This is a genomic window from Casimicrobium huifangae, assembly GCF_009746125.1.
Taxonomy (GTDB): domain Bacteria; phylum Pseudomonadota; class Gammaproteobacteria; order Burkholderiales; family Casimicrobiaceae; genus Casimicrobium; species Casimicrobium huifangae.
Genome location: NZ_CP041352.1, coordinates 799,710 through 818,386, shown reverse-complemented (window position 1 = coordinate 818,386; position 18,677 = coordinate 799,710). Strand labels below are relative to the sequence as shown.

The following is an 18,677-nucleotide window of genomic DNA, read 5'->3' as shown; positions in this document are numbered from 1 at the left end:
GGCGTGCAGCGTCTTTTCCAAAAAAGTCGACCCTACCGCTTTTCGGCGGCTCGGCCCCGGCTGAATGGGGTTCCTGGTGCAAAGCTGAAGGAACGAGACGCAGCGCTTCTGAACTCGCTGCGACGCCTATGATGCAGGGGTGATTGAGTCTCAGATTCGTTCTACCACCCCCGCGCTGGATGCGATAGCGCACGAAAACTATCGCCAGCAGGGCTTGATTGTCGCTCCCGTCCGCCTCGCTGCGGACGTGCGGACAGCGATGCAGCAATCGCTCGAAAAGCTTCTCGCGTTTCGCGACGATGTGGCGCCGGAATCACTCATATGCCCGCACATCCCGGCGCTTGGCCTTGGTAACGACCACGCCGCGATAGCCATCGCCGCCGAATGGTTCGGCTACGCGACCCGGCCGGAAATTCTCGATTGCGTGGAAGCGTTGCTCGGCCCGGACATCGTGCTCTGGGGCTCGCAGGTATTCTGCAAACCCGCCCGCACCGGGCGCAAAATCCCGTGGCATCAGGATGGCAAATATTGGCCGATGCGCCCGCTGGCTACGGTAAGCGCATGGATCGCCATTGACGACGCCACGCCCGAGAACGGCAACATGCGCTACCTGCCCGGCTCGCACCGCGATGGCCGGGTGCTCGCGCATCGCCACAACGCCGACCCGGGGCTGGTGCTGCCCGAGGAGGTCGTGCCCGAGGCGATTGATGAATCGCTGGCCCGTGACGACAGCCTGCGCGCCGGCGAGTTTTCGTTGCATGACGTGTATCTGATCCACGGCTCGGAGGCCAATCGGAGCGACCATCGCCGCGCCGGATTCGTGGTGCGCTATATGCCAGCCAGTTCGGTGTTCGAGCGTGGCGCGGCCGACAACGTGATGCAGAGCGCACAAGGCGCGGTGCGCGTGGACTACGCGACGCGCCCAATCTGGTTATTGCGCGGCACCGATGCGTCCGGCCGCAACGACTTCCGCGTCGGCCACGATGGCAGCTATCGTGGTGGGCGCCGCCTCAGCGACGATCTCTGAACGGCTTTGCAGGCTGGTACCCGTGGTGGTCACAATTGGCGCCTTGACAATGGCATGGGTGGCTCCGATACTCGCGGCGCGATCAGAACCGGTTAGTACGTGTGCTCTGCAGCGGTTAGTTGATCGGCGCCAATAACCAACCCCGGAGGGAAGCAATGCTGTTAGTGAATGAAACCGGCGTGCCGGTGCAGTACTGGATTTCGGCAGCCGGTATGGGTGACTGTGGTTCGATCGCTGTGGATGGTCTCGTTGACCTGCCCGGCTATGACAACCAGACCAATGTCACGGTCGAATTTCTGCCGTCGACAGGCAATGCCTACTTCGAGGTGACCATCCCGCAATCGCAAACCGGCAATCAGGTCGAGATGGCCCTGGTAGCCCCCTGAGCGCAGACGCCCGGAACGACGCACTCCATTCAAGGAACATCATGCTGCTCGCCAACAACACGCCACAACAACTGTTTTATTCGATCAGTAACGCGGTTTCGGCCGATTGCGGATCAATCAATGCCGGGGATACCGCCAGCCTGCCGTACTACGACAACCAGACCAACGTACAGGTCGGTTTTTCAGTCAACAGCACTGGCCCCAACGCGACGCCATTCACCATCGTCATCCCCTCGACTGGAACCGGCAAGGCAGTGACGCTCGGGCTCTACGTCGAGTAGTTCGCCTGAATAAATGTCCGGCGTCGCTCGACAGTGGCGGTTACGCCACGTCGGCGCAGTCGTGGTGAGATCAGCGCGAGATCGTATCGTCGAGCAAACGCCGCCACTGCGCGGCGACCGCATCCCATGCGAACTCCGGCCGGTGTGCGTTTGCGTATGCGCGGTGGGCAAGACTGTCGCGGTGCGCCGAATCCTCGTACAACCGCTGCAGCGCCGCTGCCACGCCCTCTGCTGACACCACCTGCCCTTCGGTCAGATTGCCCGGCCAGGTCATGCTGCTGACCGGCTCAACGAATTCGGCCGCACCATCCCACAACTCGGCGAGCGAGGTGTGCCGCGGCATCACCTGCGCCGCACGGGTGGCGCCATGCTCAAAGGCGACCATGCCCCAGCCCTCGCCAGTGCTGGTAGTCAGCCCGACGTCACAGGCGTTGTAGAGCAGATTCATCGTCGCATCGTCGAATGCCGGCCGCTGGTTGTCGGCGCGGGTCATGATCAGGCGGTCGAAGATGCCGTAACGCTTTGCCAGCAGCAGAACATTCCAGCCACTGTCCTCGGTCGCCATGTGCAGATAGAGTTTGACGTTGGCCGGCTTGTCGCGCGCGAACTGCGCGAAGCCCTGCAGCGTGAGATCAATCCGCTTGCGCGGCATGTTGCGATTGGCGTTGAGCACGATGAAGGCACCGCGCGTCTCCGGCGTATCAATACCCAGTTGCTGCCGCGCGGCGAGGCGGCGGGCCACTTCGTTGGCGGAGCCGGCCGCCGATGCTGATAGCGGAAAAAAGTGATCCTGATCCACGCCGTGCGCAATCACGTCCAGCGGCGAAAAGCCGAAGTCCGGTCGTCGCGTGCGAATGGCTGCCAGCGAATCGGCGATGACACCGCGCCCGAATTCGTTGTACATGACGTAGCGGGCGACGCCCTCCAGCGGCTCAATGATCTCTGGCGCGATCGGCCCCGCCTCCACCGGCGTGTACATCACCACCGGCGGTCGCCAGCTCGCGCGGCGCAGTTGCGCCCAATAGACGGGCTGGAACGAAATATCGTAAAGCAGAAAGACGAGCGCTGGCCGCAAGGTCTCCACCAGCGGCACCACCTGATCGTAGCCATAAACACTGGTGCCCTTCGAGGCGATGTGCAGAGTCCACGGCCAGTCATGCGGCCCGCCGTCGTAGCGGGTGGCGAGCTGGTGCAGCTCGTAGTGGTCCGTCAGCCGCGAGAACACGCTGCGGATCACCCGCGCGAAGCCGGTCGGTGCGACGGCTTCGCCGATGATCAGGATGCAGGGTTTTTGGGAGGCGTCGCTCACCGGGGGTGAGCGCGCCGTACGCGGGGCGGGCAGATCATGCCCGCATTCAATCATCAAACGGCCCGCGCGGCACGACTGCTCGCGCCGGGCCGCGATCGTTCCGGACTAGACGGCGACTGCAGCCGCCTCGGCGCGCCGCGCAGCCGCCTTGCGCTCGTGCTCAACGAGGAAGCGCTTGCGCAGCCGGATCGATTTCGGGGTCACCTCTACCAGCTCGTCATCCTCGATGAACTCCACCGCGTATTCGAGCGTCAGCTTGACCGGCGGCGTCAGCAGGATGTTCTCGTCCTTGCCGGCCGAGCGCACGTTGGTGAGCTTCTTTTCCTTGATCGGATTCACGACGAGATCGTTGTCACGGCTGTGAATTCCGACCAGCATGCCCTCGTAGACGATGTCGCCGGGCGCCACGAACAGACGACCGCGTTCCTGCAGCGAGAACAGCGCATAGCCCACGGCATTGCCGTCGTCCTGCGAGATCAGCACGCCATTGCGACGACCGGGAATGTCGCCACGATGCGGGGCGTAGCCGTCGAAGATGTGCGAGATCAGCCCGGTGCCGCGCGTGAGATTCATGAACTCGTTCTGGAAACCGATCAGGCCTCGCGCCGGAATGCGATATTCGACCCGGGCACGACCACGACCATCGTTTTCCATGTTGGTCAGCTCGCCACGACGCTCGCCGAGCGCCTGCATCACGCCGCCCTGATGGCCTTCTTCCACGTCCACGGTCAGCGCCTCCATCGGTTCGCACTGCACGCCGTCGATCATCTTGAACAGCACTTCGGGCTTGCCGACCGCGAGCTCGTAACCCTCGCGGCGCATGTTTTCGACCAGGATCGTCAGATGCAATTCGCCACGGCCGGAGACACGGAAGATGTCGGCGTCCTCGGTGTCTTCCACTTTCAGCGCCACGTTGGCCAGCAGCTCTTTCTGCAGCCGGTCGCGGATCTGCCGCGAAGTGACGAATTTGCCTTCGCGGCCCGCCTGCGGCGAAGTGTTGACGCAGAAGCTCATGGTCAGCGTCGGCTCGTCAACGGCGATCGGCGGCAGGCCTTCTGCGTTCTCGCGGTCACAGATCGTGTAGCCAATCCCGAGGTCGGCGATGCCCGTAATCGCCACGATGTCGCCGGCGCTGGCGATTTCCGCCTCGGCGCGTTCCAGGCCCTTGAAGGTCAGCACCTGATTGACCTTGGCGATACCGCGCTCTTCGTCGCCGTAGCGCAGCGCATACTGCGCGCCGGGCTTGATGGTGCCGCGATGGATGCGGCCAATGCCGATGCGGCCGACGTAGCTGTTGTAGTCGAGGGCAGAGATCTGCAATTGCAGCGGCGCCTTGTCATCCAGATGCGGCGCCGGGATCTTGCCGAGCACGGTGTCAAACAACGGCTCCATGTTGGTGCCGGTTTCGCCCTCGGTCAGGGTCGCCCAGCCATTGAGGCCGCTGGCAAAAACGACCGGAAAGTCGAGCTGTTCTTCGGTCGCGCCGAGCTTGTCGAACAGCTCGAAAGTCTGATTGACGACCCAGTCCGGACGTGCGCCCGGACGGTCGACCTTGTTGACCACCACGATGATCTTGTGACCCAGCGCCAGCGCCTTCTTGGTCACGAAGCGCGTCTGCGGCATCGGGCCTTCGACCGCGTCAACCAGCAAGAGTGCGCCGTCAACCATCGACAGCACGCGCTCGACCTCGCCACCAAAGTCGGCGTGGCCGGGGGTATCGACGATGTTGATCCGGGTGCCCTTGTAAGTGACCGCACAGTTCTTGGCGAGGATGGTGATGCCGCGCTCTTTTTCGATGTCGTTGCTGTCCATCACCCGCTCGCCGACCTGCTCGTGCGCGGCGAAGGTGCCCGACTGCTTGAGCAGGCAGTCGACGAGGGTCGTCTTGCCGTGGTCAACGTGGGCAATGATGGCGATATTGCGAAGACCGGAGTTCGCGCTGGTAGTCATGAGAGCTGCCTGAAGAGCCCGGCTCGCAAGTGGCCACGGAAAGTGAATGTGGCGGGCGGCAGCAGGGCAAAGAAGTTAACCTGTTATTTTACTGCGCCGCAGCATCGGCGTATATAGAGCCGCGAACCTATGCCAGTCGCGCCACTAGCCAGACTGCTTAATCTGACGGTGGCCGCGCCCCCGTGAACCGCCGAAATGCCCGAAAACCAGTTGGCGCTGCCAAGCCCGTACTGGCCGCCAACCGATACACGCACCAACGAACGGAACGATCGCGAATGAGCCGCTGCACGGCCTGCCACCATGCCGTCCGCATATTCCCGGGGATTGCTCTGATGCAAACATTCTGAAAAGCAAGTTCGTGGCCGGTTGTTTGAACATACAACCAAAAACGGCCCGTAACATCCGGCGCAGTGTGCTGTTGCTGCTTGCAAAGTACACCTATCGCATCTGCAGCACCGGAATACGGCCGTCATGTCACAACAGTCCCTCGCCAACGCGTACGAATCACCACTCAACGTCAATACGGCCGCCAATGACCGCCGCTTCGCGACCCTCGCCGAAGCCGTCGAGGCCTCGATCGTGGAGCACCCGGCGACCGACCGCAAGCGCACCCTGCTGGTGGTGGATGCTGCCTGCGACCTGCCCACTGAATGGCTGCGCCAGCACAATGTTTGCGTGCTGCCAATCACCGTGCAGGTGGACGACTGGACGCTGATCGATTCGCACGATGAGTTCGACACCAGCGAGTTTTTCCACAAGGATCTGGCCGCCCGCGGTGTGCGCGCAGCAACTGTGCCACTCAGCCCGATCGAAACCCGCGCCTATCTGCAGTCGCATCTGGAGCCGCACATCGACTATGTGCTGCAACTCACCATCACCGCCAGCCGCAGCAAGATTTATCTCAACTCGCTGGCGGCGATGCAGGCGCTGACAACATCACATAACCGTGTGCGCCGCGAGCTGGGCAATCGTGATCCCTTTCGCACCTGGGTGGTTGATACCGAGACCGGCTTTACCGGGCAAGGCGTCATGGTGGCCGAGGCAATCCGGCAACTCGACGCAGGCGTGCCGGCACCACACGTCGCAGCCGCGATGGAGCGCCTGCGCCGGCAGGTGCATACGCTGGTAGTGCCGAAGGACCTGTTCTATCTCTACACCCGCGCGCGCGAAAAGGGCGACAAATCGCTGTCCTGGCTGGGCTACAACGTTGCGCAACGGCTCGATATCCGGCCGGTGATCCATGCCCACGCCGGGCACACCGGGCCGCTGCTGAAGGTTCGCGGTCACGAAGAGGCGCTGGACCGCACCATCCGGCTGTGCATTGACCAGGTCAAGCGCGGACTCACCGTACCGGTGGTCTGCCTCAGCTATGCCGGCGATCTCGACGACGTTCGCGCACTTCCGGCCTTCAGCGACCTGCGAGTCGCCTGCCAGTGGCATGGCGTGCAGATGATCCTGTCGACGATGAGCATGACCGGCGGGCTCAATGTTGGTGCCGACGCCTTCTCCATCGCGTTCGCTACGCAATCAGTGATTGCGTAGCGCTCCCCGCGCAGATTCGCGCTAGCCGGCTGCTAGGCGCGCGGATCAAGCCCGGGCGTCGCCGAGATCTTGTGGATGGTCAGGTCGGCGCCGTTGTATTCCTCCTCGGCGTCCAGGCGAAGCCCGGCGAAATTCTTGATCGCACCATAAACGATGGCGGCACCAAACACCGCAATCAGGATGCCGATCAGTGTGCCGACCAGTTGCGACGCGAATGCGACGCCACCAATGCCGCCCAGCGCCTTGCTGCCGAAGATGCCCGCCGCGACGCCGCCCCAGGCGCCGCAAAGTCCGTGCAGCGGCCAGACGCCGAGCACGTCGTCGATCTTCCACTTGTTCTGCGTCAGCGTGAACATGTAGACGAAGATGGCGCCAGCGATGCCACCCACGGCGAGCGCGCCCAGCGGATGCATCACGTCCGAGCCGGCACACACGGCGACCAGCCCGGCCAGCGGCCCGTTGTAGGCAAAACCGGGGTCGTTGCGGCCGACCAGCAGCGCCACCAGCGTGCCACCGACCATCGCCATCAGCGAGTTCACCGCAACCAGACCGCTGATTTTGTCGATGGTCTGCGCACTCATCACATTGAAGCCGAACCAGCCGACCGCCAGCACCCAGGCGCCCAGCGCCAGAAACGGAATCGATGACGGTGGATGCGCGGCGATCTGGCCCTGCTTGCCGTAGCGCCCTGTGCGCGGCCCGAGCAACAGCACCGCAATCAGACCGATCCAGCCACCGACTGCGTGCACCACGACCGAGCCGGCGAAGTCATGGAACTCCTCGCCAAACGAGGCCTTGAGCCAGGCCTGGACGCCAAAGCCGCCGTTCCACGCGATGCGTTCGAACAGCGGATAGACCAGCGCGACGAGGAACAGCGTGGCAACCAGCTGCGGGCCAAACTTCGCCCGCTCGGCGATACCACCGGACACAATCGCCGGGATCGCCGCCGCGAAGGTCAGCAGGAAGAAAAACTTCACCAGCTCGTAGCCGCTCTTGGCCGCCAGTGCTTCGGCCGGACCGAAGAAGTTCGCGCCGTAGGCGATCCAGTAGCCGACGATGAAGTAAGCCACGGTTGACACCGCGAAATCAGCCAGGATCTTCACCAGCGCATTGACCTGGTTCTTGGCACGCACGGTGCCGAGCTCCAGAAATGCGAAGCCGGCATGCATCGCCAGCACCATGATCGCGCCAAGCAGGATGAAGAGCGTGTCGTTGGCAGTCTTCAGTGCTTCCACCGTTCCCCCGCATCAAGAAAAAGTCTTGTACGGATTAGCAATTAGCGTGCCCGATAATGGTGCATGCAAGTCTTTGTTTTATTGACACTTTTTCTTCGCGCACCAGAACGACATTTTCCGGGGAGCGCTTTCACGGTGCATCAGAAGCGCTTGAGCACTATTTTTGTGCGGACGATCCTGATGCGACAGACTCCGCAGCACGCTGCCGCTGAACTGCCAGCACGGGGCATGGGGTTGCTGCGGATAGGCATCTTTTTATGCCAATGAGCTTTGTGAAAGGGCCTGTGGCCCCATTTTGCTCAAAGTCGACTTATGAGCTTTCCACGCTTCAAGCCCTTATCGAATATAGCTTTCATTGAAAAGATGCTCACGTCGAAGTACGCCGATTGGCCATGCACAAACTGGCGCAAAGCGGGCCACGAATGCGTTTTTTCAAGCAACCGGCTGATCGGCGTAACGAGACTTCACCGGCGCATCGCGCCGACTCGCGCCATCTCCCATCGCGCGCAGGAAGACTGCAACCGGAGATTTTTTCGACTCATGAGCACGACACCCGCCAGCGCCCGTTTCCGCACCAACGCCCAGGGTGCGCCGGGTGAAGTCGCCCGCTACGTCGCTGACGCCTATGCCTACAGTCTCTCGGGGGGACTGGTCGCTGTCCGGAAGCCGCGCCAGGAAGTCGCTGCGACCACGCCCGCGACTCATCACGTCAGCGACAGCGTGGCAGTGCCCGGCACGGGTGGCCATGATGCCGCGCGCGCTTTGCTGGTGACCGACGCCGCCTGCGATCTGCCCGAGGATTGGCTGGCCGCCCGGCGCGTATTGGTGCTGCCGTTTCGGGTGCGCAACCCGCGCGGCAGCCAGACCGATGGCCGCAATGGCGCGGCCGATGTCGAGCGGCGCCGCGAATTCTTCGACCACGAGCTCAACCGCGCCGAGCCCGATGCGCAAGTGCTGCCGCTGAGCGTTGCCGGCACCGGTGACTGCGTACACGAACGCCTGCTCGCCAGCACCGACTTCGTGCTCGAAATCGCCCAGGCCTCGCGCCGCGGCAACGCCTACATGAACTCGCTCACCGCTGCGCAAAACCTGATGCTGCAACACGGGCGCGCGCGCCGCCAGCAAGGCATTGCGCGGCCGTTCAAGATGTGGGTGATCGACTCGACCACCGCGCTGAACGGTCAAGGGGTGCTGGTCTGCGAGTGCGCACGGTTGCTTGATGACGGCATCAGCGTGCCGCGTGTAGTGCAGCAGATCGACGGCCTGCGGCAACAGGTGCGCACGCTGGTGGTTCCGGCTGACGTTTCATTCTTTCAGCGTCGCAGCCGTCTCGACGGCGAGGCACCGTTGGCGTGGTTGAGCTATGGCGTCGGCAAGGTGCTCGACCGTACGCCGCTGGTGCGCGCGCAAGGCGCCGAGCTGTCGGTCGTCACCCAACTGCGCGGCTTCGACGCCGCCGTCGCCCGCGCCTTCGAAAGCGTGACACAGCAAGTACGCACCGGGCTCGCTGCGCCCTTCGTCTGTGTCAGCTTCGCTGGTGACGAAACCAGCGTGCGTCAATTGCCCGCCTTCATTGCGCTGGAAGACGCCTGCCTGCGCCACCAGGTGACGCTGCATCTGGCCAGCATGAGCATGGGTAACGCGCTGCTGGTCGGCCGTGGCGCGCTCGCGGTCAGCTTCGCCAGCGATCCGTGAGGCGACGGAAGCACGTATCTGCGCCTGGCAGACCGCCATGCAAAACCTGCATGCGGCTTCTGCGCACGCGCCCATACAATGGTTGTCAGGCGTCGCACCACCGGCGCAATTCCTTTCCAGTAATTTTCGAAGGATTCCTGATGATCAAGCGTTCACTCATTGGCGCACTCTGTGCCGCGACCGGACTGTTTGCTGTCACCGCAGGCAGCATTGCGTCGGCACAAACTTTCTTCCGCATCAACACCGGCGGCACGGCGGGCACCTACTACCCGATCGGCGGCCTGATCGCCAACGCCATCTCGCAACCGGCAGTGCCGAATCTGGTGGCGACGGCGGTCGCTTCCAACGGCTCGGTCGCCAATGTCAACGCCATTCAGGGCGGCGGCGCCGAATCCGGCTTCTCGCAGGCCGACGTGGCCTATTGGGCTTACACCGGCACCGGCACCTTCGAGGGCAAGCCGAAGGTGGCCGATCTGCGACTGATCGCGAACCTTTATCCCGAGAGCTTCCACCTCGTGGTGCGCAAGGCGGCCAACATCAAGAGCGTCGCCGACCTCAAGGGCAAGCGCGTTTCGCTCGACGAGCCGGGCTCCGGTACGCTGGTGAACGCGCGTGCGATCCTCGCCGCGTACGGGGTGACTGAAAAGGACATCAAGCCTGAATTCCTGAAGCCGAACGCCGCCGGCGAAAAGCTCAAGGACAATTCGCTCGACGCCTTCTTCTTCGTCGGTGGCTACCCGGCCGGCGCCATCGCCGAGCTGGCCGCCACCGGTGGCATTGACGTGCTGTCGATCAGCGGCCCGGAAGCCGACAAGCTGGTCAAACAGTTCGGCTTCTACGCCGTCGACAACATTCCGGCCGACACCTACAAGGGCGTAGGCGCCGTGAAGACGCTGGCGGTTGGTGCGCAATGGGTGACCAGCGCCAAGCAGGATGCGACGCTCGTCTACAACATCACCAAAGCGCTGTGGAGCGACAACGCGCGCAAGGCGCTGGATGCCGGCCATGCCAAAGGCAAGGCCATCGTACGCGCCAACGCCGTCGCTGGCGCCGGCATTCCGCTGCATCCGGGTGCCGAGAAGTTCTACAAGGAAGTCGGTCTGGTCAAGTAAACCAGACAGGAAGCCAGCAGAAAAGGCCGGCGATCACCGGCCTTTTTTGTTTGCTGCAACCAGTACCTGCTGGCGCAGCATCAAGCCACAGCATCCGGGGGATCCATGAGCACTTCAAGCAATGACCGCGCTGACCGTATTGACGAAAAGGCAGTCGCCGAACTCGAAGCAAAGTACGACAACGAGATGCGTTTTCGCCCGATGGCAAATATCGCGGCGACCACGGTCACCACGCTGCTGATTGCGCTCTCCTGCTTTCACTACTACACCGCAGGCTTCGGCCTGCTGCGTGAAGCGACGCATCGCGGCGTGCATCTGGCCTTCGTGCTCGGCCTGATTTTTCTGGTCTTCGCCTTCAACAAAAAAACCGCAGCGCAACAGCAGTCAAGCTGGCACCACCCGCTCGGTCTGCCGCTCTACGACTGGCTTTGCGCCATCGCGGCCGTCGCCGCGGCGCTCTACATCCCCTACGTGTTTGACGATCTGGCGTTTCGCGTTGGCAACCCGGACACGCTCGACGTGGTCATGGGCACCACGCTGATCGTATTGCTGCTCGAGGCCACGCGCCGCGCGATGGGCTGGCCGTTGCCGATCATCGCCATCGTCTTCATGCTCTATGCGATGTTTGGCCCGGTGTTTCCGGGTTTGCTCAAACACGCGGGGGCAACCTGGTCACAGGTGGTCAACCATCAGTACCTCACCAGCCAGGGCGTCTACGGCATCGCCGTCGGTGTGGTGGCGACCTACGTCTTTCACTTCGTACTGTTCGGTGTTCTGGCGACGCGCATCGGTCTCGGCCAGTTGTTTCTCGACGTCGCCTCCTCCATCGCAGGAAAATATGCCGGTGGCCCCGCCAAGGTGAGCGTGTTCGGTTCGGCAATGTTCGGCATGCTGTCCGGGTCATCGGTCGCCAACGCGGTGACGGTGGGCTCGCTGACCATTCCAGCAATGATCAAGGTGGGCTATCCGCGCCATTTCGCCGGCGGTGTTGAAGCCGCGGCGTCCACCGGTGGCCAGATCACACCCCCCATCATGGGTGCGGCCGCTTTCCTGATGATCGAGTTCCTCGCGCTACCGTATTCCACCATCGTCATCGCCGCCATCGCGCCCGCCTTCATGCACTTCTTTGGCGTGTTCTGGCAGGTGCATTTCGAAGCCAAACGCACCGGGTTGCGCGGCCTGTCGGCTGACGAACTGCCGAGCGTCAAGGAGAGCTTCCGCAAGCGCTGGCCAACGTTGATTCCGCTCGTGCTGCTGGTCGGTACGCTGATGAGTGGCTTCACACCGTACGTGTCGGCCTTCGCAGGCATCACCAGCTGCATCATCGTCGGGCTCACCACGTCCGAGCAGGGCAACAATGCCAAAGGCCTTGCCGTCATGCTGGTGCTGCATGCCGTGCTGGCCATCATCATTTCCGGCCAGCTTGAGAACTACGGCGTCGTGCTGTTCGCGGTGGCGGCCGTGGTCTTTGTTGCATTGCTCAAGACGGTGAATCTGCCCGCGCGCTTCACCCGCGCAGAGCTGATCGACGCCTTCTCCACTGGCGCCAAGTACGCGCTGGCAGTGGGCGCAGCGGCAGGCACCGTCGGACTGGTCATCGGCGTGGTGACGCTCACCGGCGTTGGCTTCAAGGTGAGCTACATCGTGAATGCGGCAGCGGCGTCGATGGCGGAATTTTTCACTTCGTTCCTGCCCGCCTGGCTCGCCAGCAAGCAGACGCTGATGCTGCTCAGTGCGCTGTTCATGACCGGCTTTGTCTGCATCCTCATGGGCTGCGGCATTCCGACCACCGCCAACTACATCATCATGGTCACCGTGGCAGCGCCGGCGCTGGTGCAGATGGGCGTGGAGCCGATCGTCGCCCACTTTTTTGTTTTCTACTACGGCGTACTGGCCGACATCACACCACCTGTCGCGCTCGCGGCCTACGCCGCTGCGGGCATGGCCAACTCGGATCCGTTCAAAACCGGCAACACCGCCTTCCGGCTCGGGCTCGGCAAGGCACTGGTGCCCCTTATCTTCGTCTTCTCGCCGGCACTGCTGATCGTAACCAAGGGATTTACCTGGGAGGCATTTGCCGTGGTGTTCACCGCCTGCATCATCAGCATCCTGCTGCTCGCGGCGGCGCTGTCGCGCTTCCTGCTGGTCGAAATGAAGGGGTGGGAGCGGGCGCTTACTGTTGTCGCGGCGCTGGTGATGATCGCCCCAGGGGTCAAAATGTTGCTGCTTGGCATAGCGCTGGCCAGCCCGATGCTGCTGTCGCAGGCGTTGCGCCACCGGGAGGCGCTGCGGCGGCAAGCCGCGTAGCAGCGCCCGCGCTTTCGCTGTTTCAGCCAAGGGTGCACCCGCTGGCTGGGCGCCGCGCCGCTTAGTAAACTGCCCCGGTATCGTTGTTGCCCGCACGTTGCGTCTCGCGCGGCGGGCTGCAGACCACACAAGTTGTCTTTTGGGGGCATTTATGTCAGGAATTGGATCGGACACGCGCTCGGCGCGTTCGCCCGGACGCTGGTTGGCGTCCACCACCGCGCTGGTAGCCGGTTGTATGTTCGCCGCAGGTGCAATCGCACAGGAAATCAGCGGTCTTGTTGTGCCACCGGCACCGGCAACGAGCACGGCAGTGCTGGTTGAATTGACCGGCGAGGCCGCTGCGCGCGTGTACGGTTCTACCTACGACGTCACTCGCGCAGCCGGCCGTCAGGTGGCAACCGAAGCGGCGGTGGGCGCCGCACGCGCGCAGGTTGCCCGTAACCTCGATGAGCAGCAGACATTCCTCGCTGCGCTGGTCGGCAAGGGGCTCGCGCCAACGCCGCTCTATCGGGCGACCAAGGCGGTCAACGGCCTGGCCTATGTGGTGGACAACGCCGCCACCATTGAGCAGCTTCGTCTGTTGCCCGGGGTGAAGAACGTCCACATCATCGAGCAGGAATCGCCGTCGATTTCCACCAGCGTGCCGTTCATTGGTGCGCCAGCAGCGTGGAGCGGGCCGCAACCGCTGGGCGTTACCGGCCAGAACGTGCGCATCGGCATCATCGACACCGGCATCGATTATCAGCACGCCACGTTCGGCGGCACCGGCTTGCTGGCCGATTATCAGGCCAACGACCGGACGGTCGCACCCGACGCGTACTTCCCGAACGCTCGCGTTGTCGGCGGCAAGGACTTTGCTGGCGACGGCTACACCGGGGCCAATGCGCCGGTGCCGGACAACGACCCGATGGACTGTAACGGCCACGGCACGCACGTAGCGTCCACCGCAGCCGGTGGCGGCGTCAACGCCGATGGTTCTCCTTACGCCGGGCCGTACAACGGCAGCACGCCGTTCGCCAGCATGAAACTCGGCCCCGGCGTCGCACCGCGCGCCAATGTCTATGCACTGCGTGTGTTTGGCTGCGCCGGAAGCACCACGCTGACGGTCGCCGCGATCGAATGGGCGGTGGACCCGAACAACGACAGCGATCTGTCAGACCGGCTCGACGTAATCAACATGTCGCTCGGGTCCAACTTTGGTTCGCTGGCCTCCACCTCGGCCATTGCCGCGGACAATGCAGCACGCATGGGCGTGATCGTCGTTGCCTCGGCTGGCAACGCGGGCGACACTTACACGATCAGCGGCTCCCCCGGCTCCGGCCAGCGGGTCATCGCGACCGCAGCGACCTCAGACGGTGCGGCACCAGCTTCCGGCCTGCGCCTGAACGCGCCGGGCGGTATCGCCGGGGTTTACAACGTGGGGCAGAGCGCCATGACCAGCAGCACCAGCATTGGCGAGCCGAGCGCTGCCGGCAGCGGGCAGACTGGCAACATTGTGGTCGGCCTCGACGCGTCCGATGGTGCCGGACCGTTGACGACGGATGGCTGCAGCCCGCTGACCAACGCCGCAGCCGTCGCTGGCAATATTGCGCTGATTGACCGCGGCACCTGTGGCTTCGGTGTCAAGTATGCCAACGCCCGCGACGCTGGCGCCATCGGCGTGATCATCGCCAACTCGGCGGCCGGGGTGTTTGGCAATATGGGGGGGACCTTCGCTGGCAGCGGGACCATCCCGGCGGTGATGGTGACTTTTGCCGACGGTAACAACATCAAGGCGAACATCGCGACTGCAAACGCGACCTTCCTGGGCGTAAGCGACACCATCGCTTCGTTCTCGTCGCGCGGCCCACGAGGCGTTGGTGGCTTCAGCGGCGTCAAGCCTGATCTCGCCGCGCCAGGCGTGTCGATCTCGGCAGCGCAAACCGGTGTCACCTGCACCACGACCGGATGCCAGGTGCCCAATGCAAGCGGCTATCTGCCCGGCAGTCAGAACCTGGTGCTGTCCGGCACCTCAATGGCAGCGCCGCACGCAGCGGGCATGATGGCGCTGCTCAAGGAGCGCTTCCCCGATCGCAGCGTCGAAGAGCTGAAGGCAATGGCCATGGGCACTTCGCTGCATGACGTCTTCCAGTTGCCGGGCAACACCAATCGCGTCGGCGTCGACAAATCCGGGGCCGGTCGTATCGACCCAGTGAAAGCACTGCAAAGCACCGTCGCTGCGTTCAACGCGGACGAAGCCGGCGCCGTCAATCTCGCCTTCTTCGGCGAAGTGGTGGGCACGCAGACGCAGACCAAGCGCGTACGCGTAGTGAACTACGGCAGCACAGCGCAAACGTTCTCGCTGGCCATTGATATCGCCAACGACGCTCCCGGCATCGCGTTCTCACTACCGGGCGGCAACAGCGTCACCGTCCCCGCCGGCGGTACCGCATTCATCGATGTGCGAGTCGATGGCAACGCGGCGGTGATGAACCATGTGCGCGATGCCAGCGCGGATGCAACGCAAACCGCACAAAACACAACGCTTGCATCGGCACTCGGCGCCATTCCGCGTCACTACCTGACCAACAAGAATGGCTACCTGAATCTCGTTCAAGCCAGCAATACGATTCTCCGCGTGCCGCTCTACGCCGCACTTCGTCCGGCCTCCGACATGGCGGCAGCGTCTGTTATCGCCACTGGCGGCGCCCCCACCGGCAGCACAACCATCCCGCTGTCGGGCGCAGACGTCTGCACCGGTACGCTCGGTGCCGGCCCCACGTGCACAGGCAGCTTCCCGGTCAACGATGTCTCGCTGGTGTCGCCGTTTGAACTGCAGGCAAGCGCGCCAGCGAAGGCAAACATCCCGTCCTACGCCAACATCCGGCATGTTGGCGTCTCCTACGATGCGGCGAGTGGCCTTTACCTGTTTGCTGTCTCCACCTGGGGCGACTGGAGTAGCCCGACGGATGTCGCGTTCAACATCCACGTTGACAATAACGAGGATGGCACCTATGAACGCATCCTGTTCAACACCAATGCAGGCTCGTTGTCCTCGTTGCTGGGCACCTCCGGCGCCACCGCGCAGGACAATTTCATCAACGTCGTGTTCAACACCGCGACCAGCGGTATCAGTGTGGGAGGCGCCGGCCTGTACGTGAATCGCTTCAGTGCGGCGGCAGCGAACACGGTGCCGTTCGGCAACAACGTCATCATTCTGGCGGCGACCCCCGCCCAACTGGGTTTGACCGCCGGCGACACCAACTTCCGCTACAAGGTGCAATCCTGTTTCGGCAGCAACCCGTTGTGCGGCCGCACCGCAGGCACCAATGTCGACGAAGTCACCGGTCCGCTGTTCTGGAACTCCGCAGCGCAAGGTTTGAACTTCGGCGGCAGCACGCTGCTGTTCGATCTCAACGGCGCGACACTGCCAGTGACCTGGAACACCGCCAACATGACGACCAACGGCTCGCTCGGCGCGCTGCTGCTGCATCACCACAACACCACTGGCAAGCGGGCACAAGTGGTGACGCTGCAGGGCGCAACGACGGCGGACCTGGCGATCGCGCAGACGCTGGCACCGGCCGCGCCGGCACCGGGACAGAGCGTCACCATCACGCTAACCGCGACCAACAACGGCCCGGCCGCCGCCACCGGCGTCACCGCGACCGTGTCGCTGCCTGCCGGCCTCACCTATGTCTCCGACACATCAGCCGGCGCACTGAATACCAGCACCGGCATATGGACCATTGGCAGCCTCGCCAACGGTGCCAGCGCCAGCATCAACATCGTGGCCACAGTCAGTGGCGTCGGTGCCATGACCATCAGCAGCGCCATCTCGGGCGCCGAGACGGACCCGGTCGCGGGCAACAACACGGCCACGCGCACCATCAATGTGGCTGCGCAAACCGCCATCGCGCTGACCAACGTGCTCAGCACGGCGAGCCCGATCCTTGTTGGTGGCTCCGCGACGTTCACGCTGACCTTGCGCAACACCGGCGTGGATACGCTGTTCAATGTTTCAGTTGCGGCAGCACGCTCGCCAGCAGCTGTGATCACGGCATCGACCGCGTCCAGCGGCAGCTTCAACAACGGCACCGGTGTGTGGACGATTGCCAGCGTTGCCAGCGGCGCAACGGTCACCGCCACGGTAACCGTCACTGCGCCCAGCATGGTCGGCGCCTTGACGCTGACGGCGAACGCGTCCGCTGAAAACGCGCCATCGACCCAGCAGGCGGCCTCAGTCAACGTGATCTCGCCGGCGACCGTCAGCGCGACCAAAACCGTCAGCGGCAGTTTCGTTGTCGGCAGCAATGTCACCTACACCGTGACGCTGACCAACAGTGCAGCCACCGCGCAGTTCGACAACGCTGGCAATGAGTTCACCGACGTTCTACCGGCCGGTCTGACGCTGGTGAGCGCCAGCGCCACCAGCGGAACAGCCGTGGCGACGGTGGGCACCAACACGGTCAGCTGGAATGGCAGCATTGCGGGCAATGGCACGGTGACCATCACCATCGTTGCCACGGTGCTGCCAGCGGCGGCCGGAACAAACGTCAGCAACCAGGGCAGCGTGGCGTTTGACGCCGATGGCAATGGCAGCAACGAATCCACCGTGTTGACCGACGATCCGGGCGTGGCCGGCAGTGCCAACCCGACGGTTTTCCGCGCGCTGTCACCGGCTGCCATCACGGCAACCAAGACCGTCTCCGGCACCTTTGGCGTGGGCTCCACGGCAACCTACACGGTGACGCTCAGCAACAGTGCGGCCAGCGCGCAACTGGACAATCCGGGCAACGAGTTCACCGATGTGCTGCCCGCCGGCCTGACGCTGGTCAGCGCCAGCGCCAGCAGCGGTACAGCGGTGGCTACCGTCGGCAGCAACACCGTCACCTGGAACGGCAGCGTCCCCGGCAATGGCAGCGTGACCATCACGATTACCGCGACCGTCAACGCCGGCACTGAGGGCACGACCATCAGCAACCAGGGTAGCGTCGCGTTCGACGCCGACGGCAACGGCAGCAACGAGTCCACTGCACTCACCGACGATCCGTCGGTGGCTGGCACCGCCAATCCGACATCATTCGTTGTGCGCTACGTGGTCATCGCCGTCACCAAGACGGTGAGTGTGCCGGTGCTTCCGGCGGCCATCGGTGCCACCGCGGTGTATACGATCACGCTGAGCAACACGGGCAACGCGGCGTCCCCCGACAATGCCGGTAATGAGCTGACTGATGTGGTTCCTGTCGGGCTGACTGTCGCCAGCGCAACGGCAACCGCAGGCACTGCCACGGTTACCGGCAACACGGTGACCTGGAACGGCTCCGTCCCGGCTGGCGGCTCGGTGGTAGTAACCATCAACACGGTCGTCAACCAGGCTGGCGCGGGCCAGAACATCAGCAATCAGGCGAGCTTCGCATATGACCGTGATGTCAACGGCAGCAACGAGTCGTCCGGTCTGTCGGATGATCCATCGGTCGTCGGCGCCGCCAACCCGACGACATTCAGCGTGGTGACGCCAGTCATACCGACGCTGTCGGCGCTGATGCTTGCGCTGCTCAGTCTGGTCCTGCTGGGCGTTGCAGGGATGCACGCGGCGCGAAGCCGCCAGGGCTAGCGCTACGACAATGTGCCGTTAGCGTCGGCACAGCACCACAAACGGGGCCTCGCGCCCCGTTTTTTTTGGTCTTCCCGACAGTGGCATGCCGCCGGTTGCGAAAATGTCACCGCTGTGCTCCTCATTTCGTCTACTCTCGATACGTCGGCGAATTTTTGTCATCATGCGTTGTCTGACATTGGTACTGGTGGGGGAAAATCGCGCCCTCGACGGCTTTCCCCCTGTTTCGTGCATTCC

The 18,677-nt window shown here is 63.5% G+C and carries 11 protein-coding genes; 8 read left to right on the top strand and 3 right to left on the bottom strand.

Features of this window, described 5'->3' with window-relative positions; genetic code table 11:
* Positions 1 to 139: 139 nt before the first annotated feature.
* The 3 genes from FKL89_RS03680 to FKL89_RS03670 all read left to right on the top strand — a co-directional run bounded on the left by FKL89_RS03680 (position 140) and on the right by FKL89_RS03670 (position 1,694).
* Positions 140 to 1,027: a phytanoyl-CoA dioxygenase family protein gene (locus FKL89_RS03680; protein WP_156861435.1), complete on the top strand. Its 888-nt coding sequence runs from the start codon at positions 140 to 142 to the stop codon at positions 1,025 to 1,027.
* A gap of 155 nt (positions 1,028 to 1,182) precedes the next feature.
* A complete protein-coding gene (locus FKL89_RS03675) occupies positions 1,183 to 1,413 on the top strand; it encodes a hypothetical protein (RefSeq protein ID WP_156861433.1) in 231 nt (76 codons plus the stop codon).
* A gap of 41 nt (positions 1,414 to 1,454) precedes the next feature.
* The gene (locus tag FKL89_RS03670) at positions 1,455 to 1,694 is read left to right on the top strand and encodes a hypothetical protein (RefSeq protein ID WP_156861431.1); all 240 of its coding nucleotides are present in this window, start codon (positions 1,455 to 1,457) and stop codon (positions 1,692 to 1,694) included.
* Between the two features lie 70 nt (positions 1,695 to 1,764).
* Here FKL89_RS03670 and FKL89_RS03665 read toward each other — a convergent pair whose 3' ends face one another.
* Both FKL89_RS03665 and typA read right to left on the bottom strand, forming a co-directional pair.
* Positions 1,765 to 3,003, bottom strand: a complete 1,239-nt coding sequence (locus FKL89_RS03665; protein WP_156861429.1) for a glycosyltransferase family 4 protein — start codon at positions 3,001 to 3,003, stop codon at positions 1,765 to 1,767.
* A 105-nt stretch (positions 3,004 to 3,108) separates the two neighbouring features.
* Positions 3,109 to 4,953, bottom strand: a complete 1,845-nt coding sequence (gene typA, locus FKL89_RS03660) for a translational GTPase TypA (protein WP_156861427.1) — start codon at positions 4,951 to 4,953, stop codon at positions 3,109 to 3,111.
* Positions 4,954 to 5,424: 471 nt separating this feature from the next.
* Between typA and FKL89_RS03655 the strand changes: the two genes are divergently transcribed.
* Positions 5,425 to 6,495 carry a DegV family protein gene (locus tag FKL89_RS03655; RefSeq protein ID WP_156861425.1) on the top strand — a complete coding sequence of 357 codons (1,071 nt, stop codon included), beginning with the start codon at positions 5,425 to 5,427 and terminating at the stop codon, positions 6,493 to 6,495.
* Positions 6,496 to 6,527: 32 nt separating this feature from the next.
* Here the strand turns inward: FKL89_RS03655 and FKL89_RS03650 are convergent, their stop codons facing one another.
* Positions 6,528 to 7,730 carry an ammonium transporter gene (locus FKL89_RS03650; RefSeq protein ID WP_156861423.1) on the bottom strand — a complete coding sequence of 401 codons (1,203 nt, stop codon included), beginning with the start codon at positions 7,728 to 7,730 and terminating at the stop codon, positions 6,528 to 6,530.
* 540 nt (positions 7,731 to 8,270) lie between these two features.
* Between FKL89_RS03650 and FKL89_RS03645 the strand changes: the two genes are divergently transcribed.
* From FKL89_RS03645 to FKL89_RS03630, 4 genes are all read left to right on the top strand, one after another.
* Positions 8,271 to 9,425 (top strand): DegV family protein, encoded by a 1,155-nt coding sequence (locus FKL89_RS03645; protein ID WP_162527383.1) that lies wholly within the window; start codon positions 8,271 to 8,273, stop codon positions 9,423 to 9,425.
* Between the two features lie 140 nt (positions 9,426 to 9,565).
* Positions 9,566 to 10,537: a TAXI family TRAP transporter solute-binding subunit gene (locus tag FKL89_RS03640; RefSeq protein ID WP_156861419.1), complete on the top strand. Its 972-nt coding sequence runs from the start codon at positions 9,566 to 9,568 to the stop codon at positions 10,535 to 10,537.
* A 105-nt stretch (positions 10,538 to 10,642) separates the two neighbouring features.
* Complete coding sequence (locus FKL89_RS03635) at positions 10,643 to 12,844, top strand: TRAP transporter permease (RefSeq protein WP_156861417.1); 2,202 nt, start codon at positions 10,643 to 10,645, stop codon at positions 12,842 to 12,844.
* 202 nt (positions 12,845 to 13,046) lie between these two features.
* Positions 13,047 to 18,440: a S8 family serine peptidase gene (locus FKL89_RS03630; RefSeq protein ID WP_162527382.1), complete on the top strand. Its 5,394-nt coding sequence runs from the start codon at positions 13,047 to 13,049 to the stop codon at positions 18,438 to 18,440.
* The last annotated feature ends 237 nt before the right edge of the window (positions 18,441 to 18,677 follow it).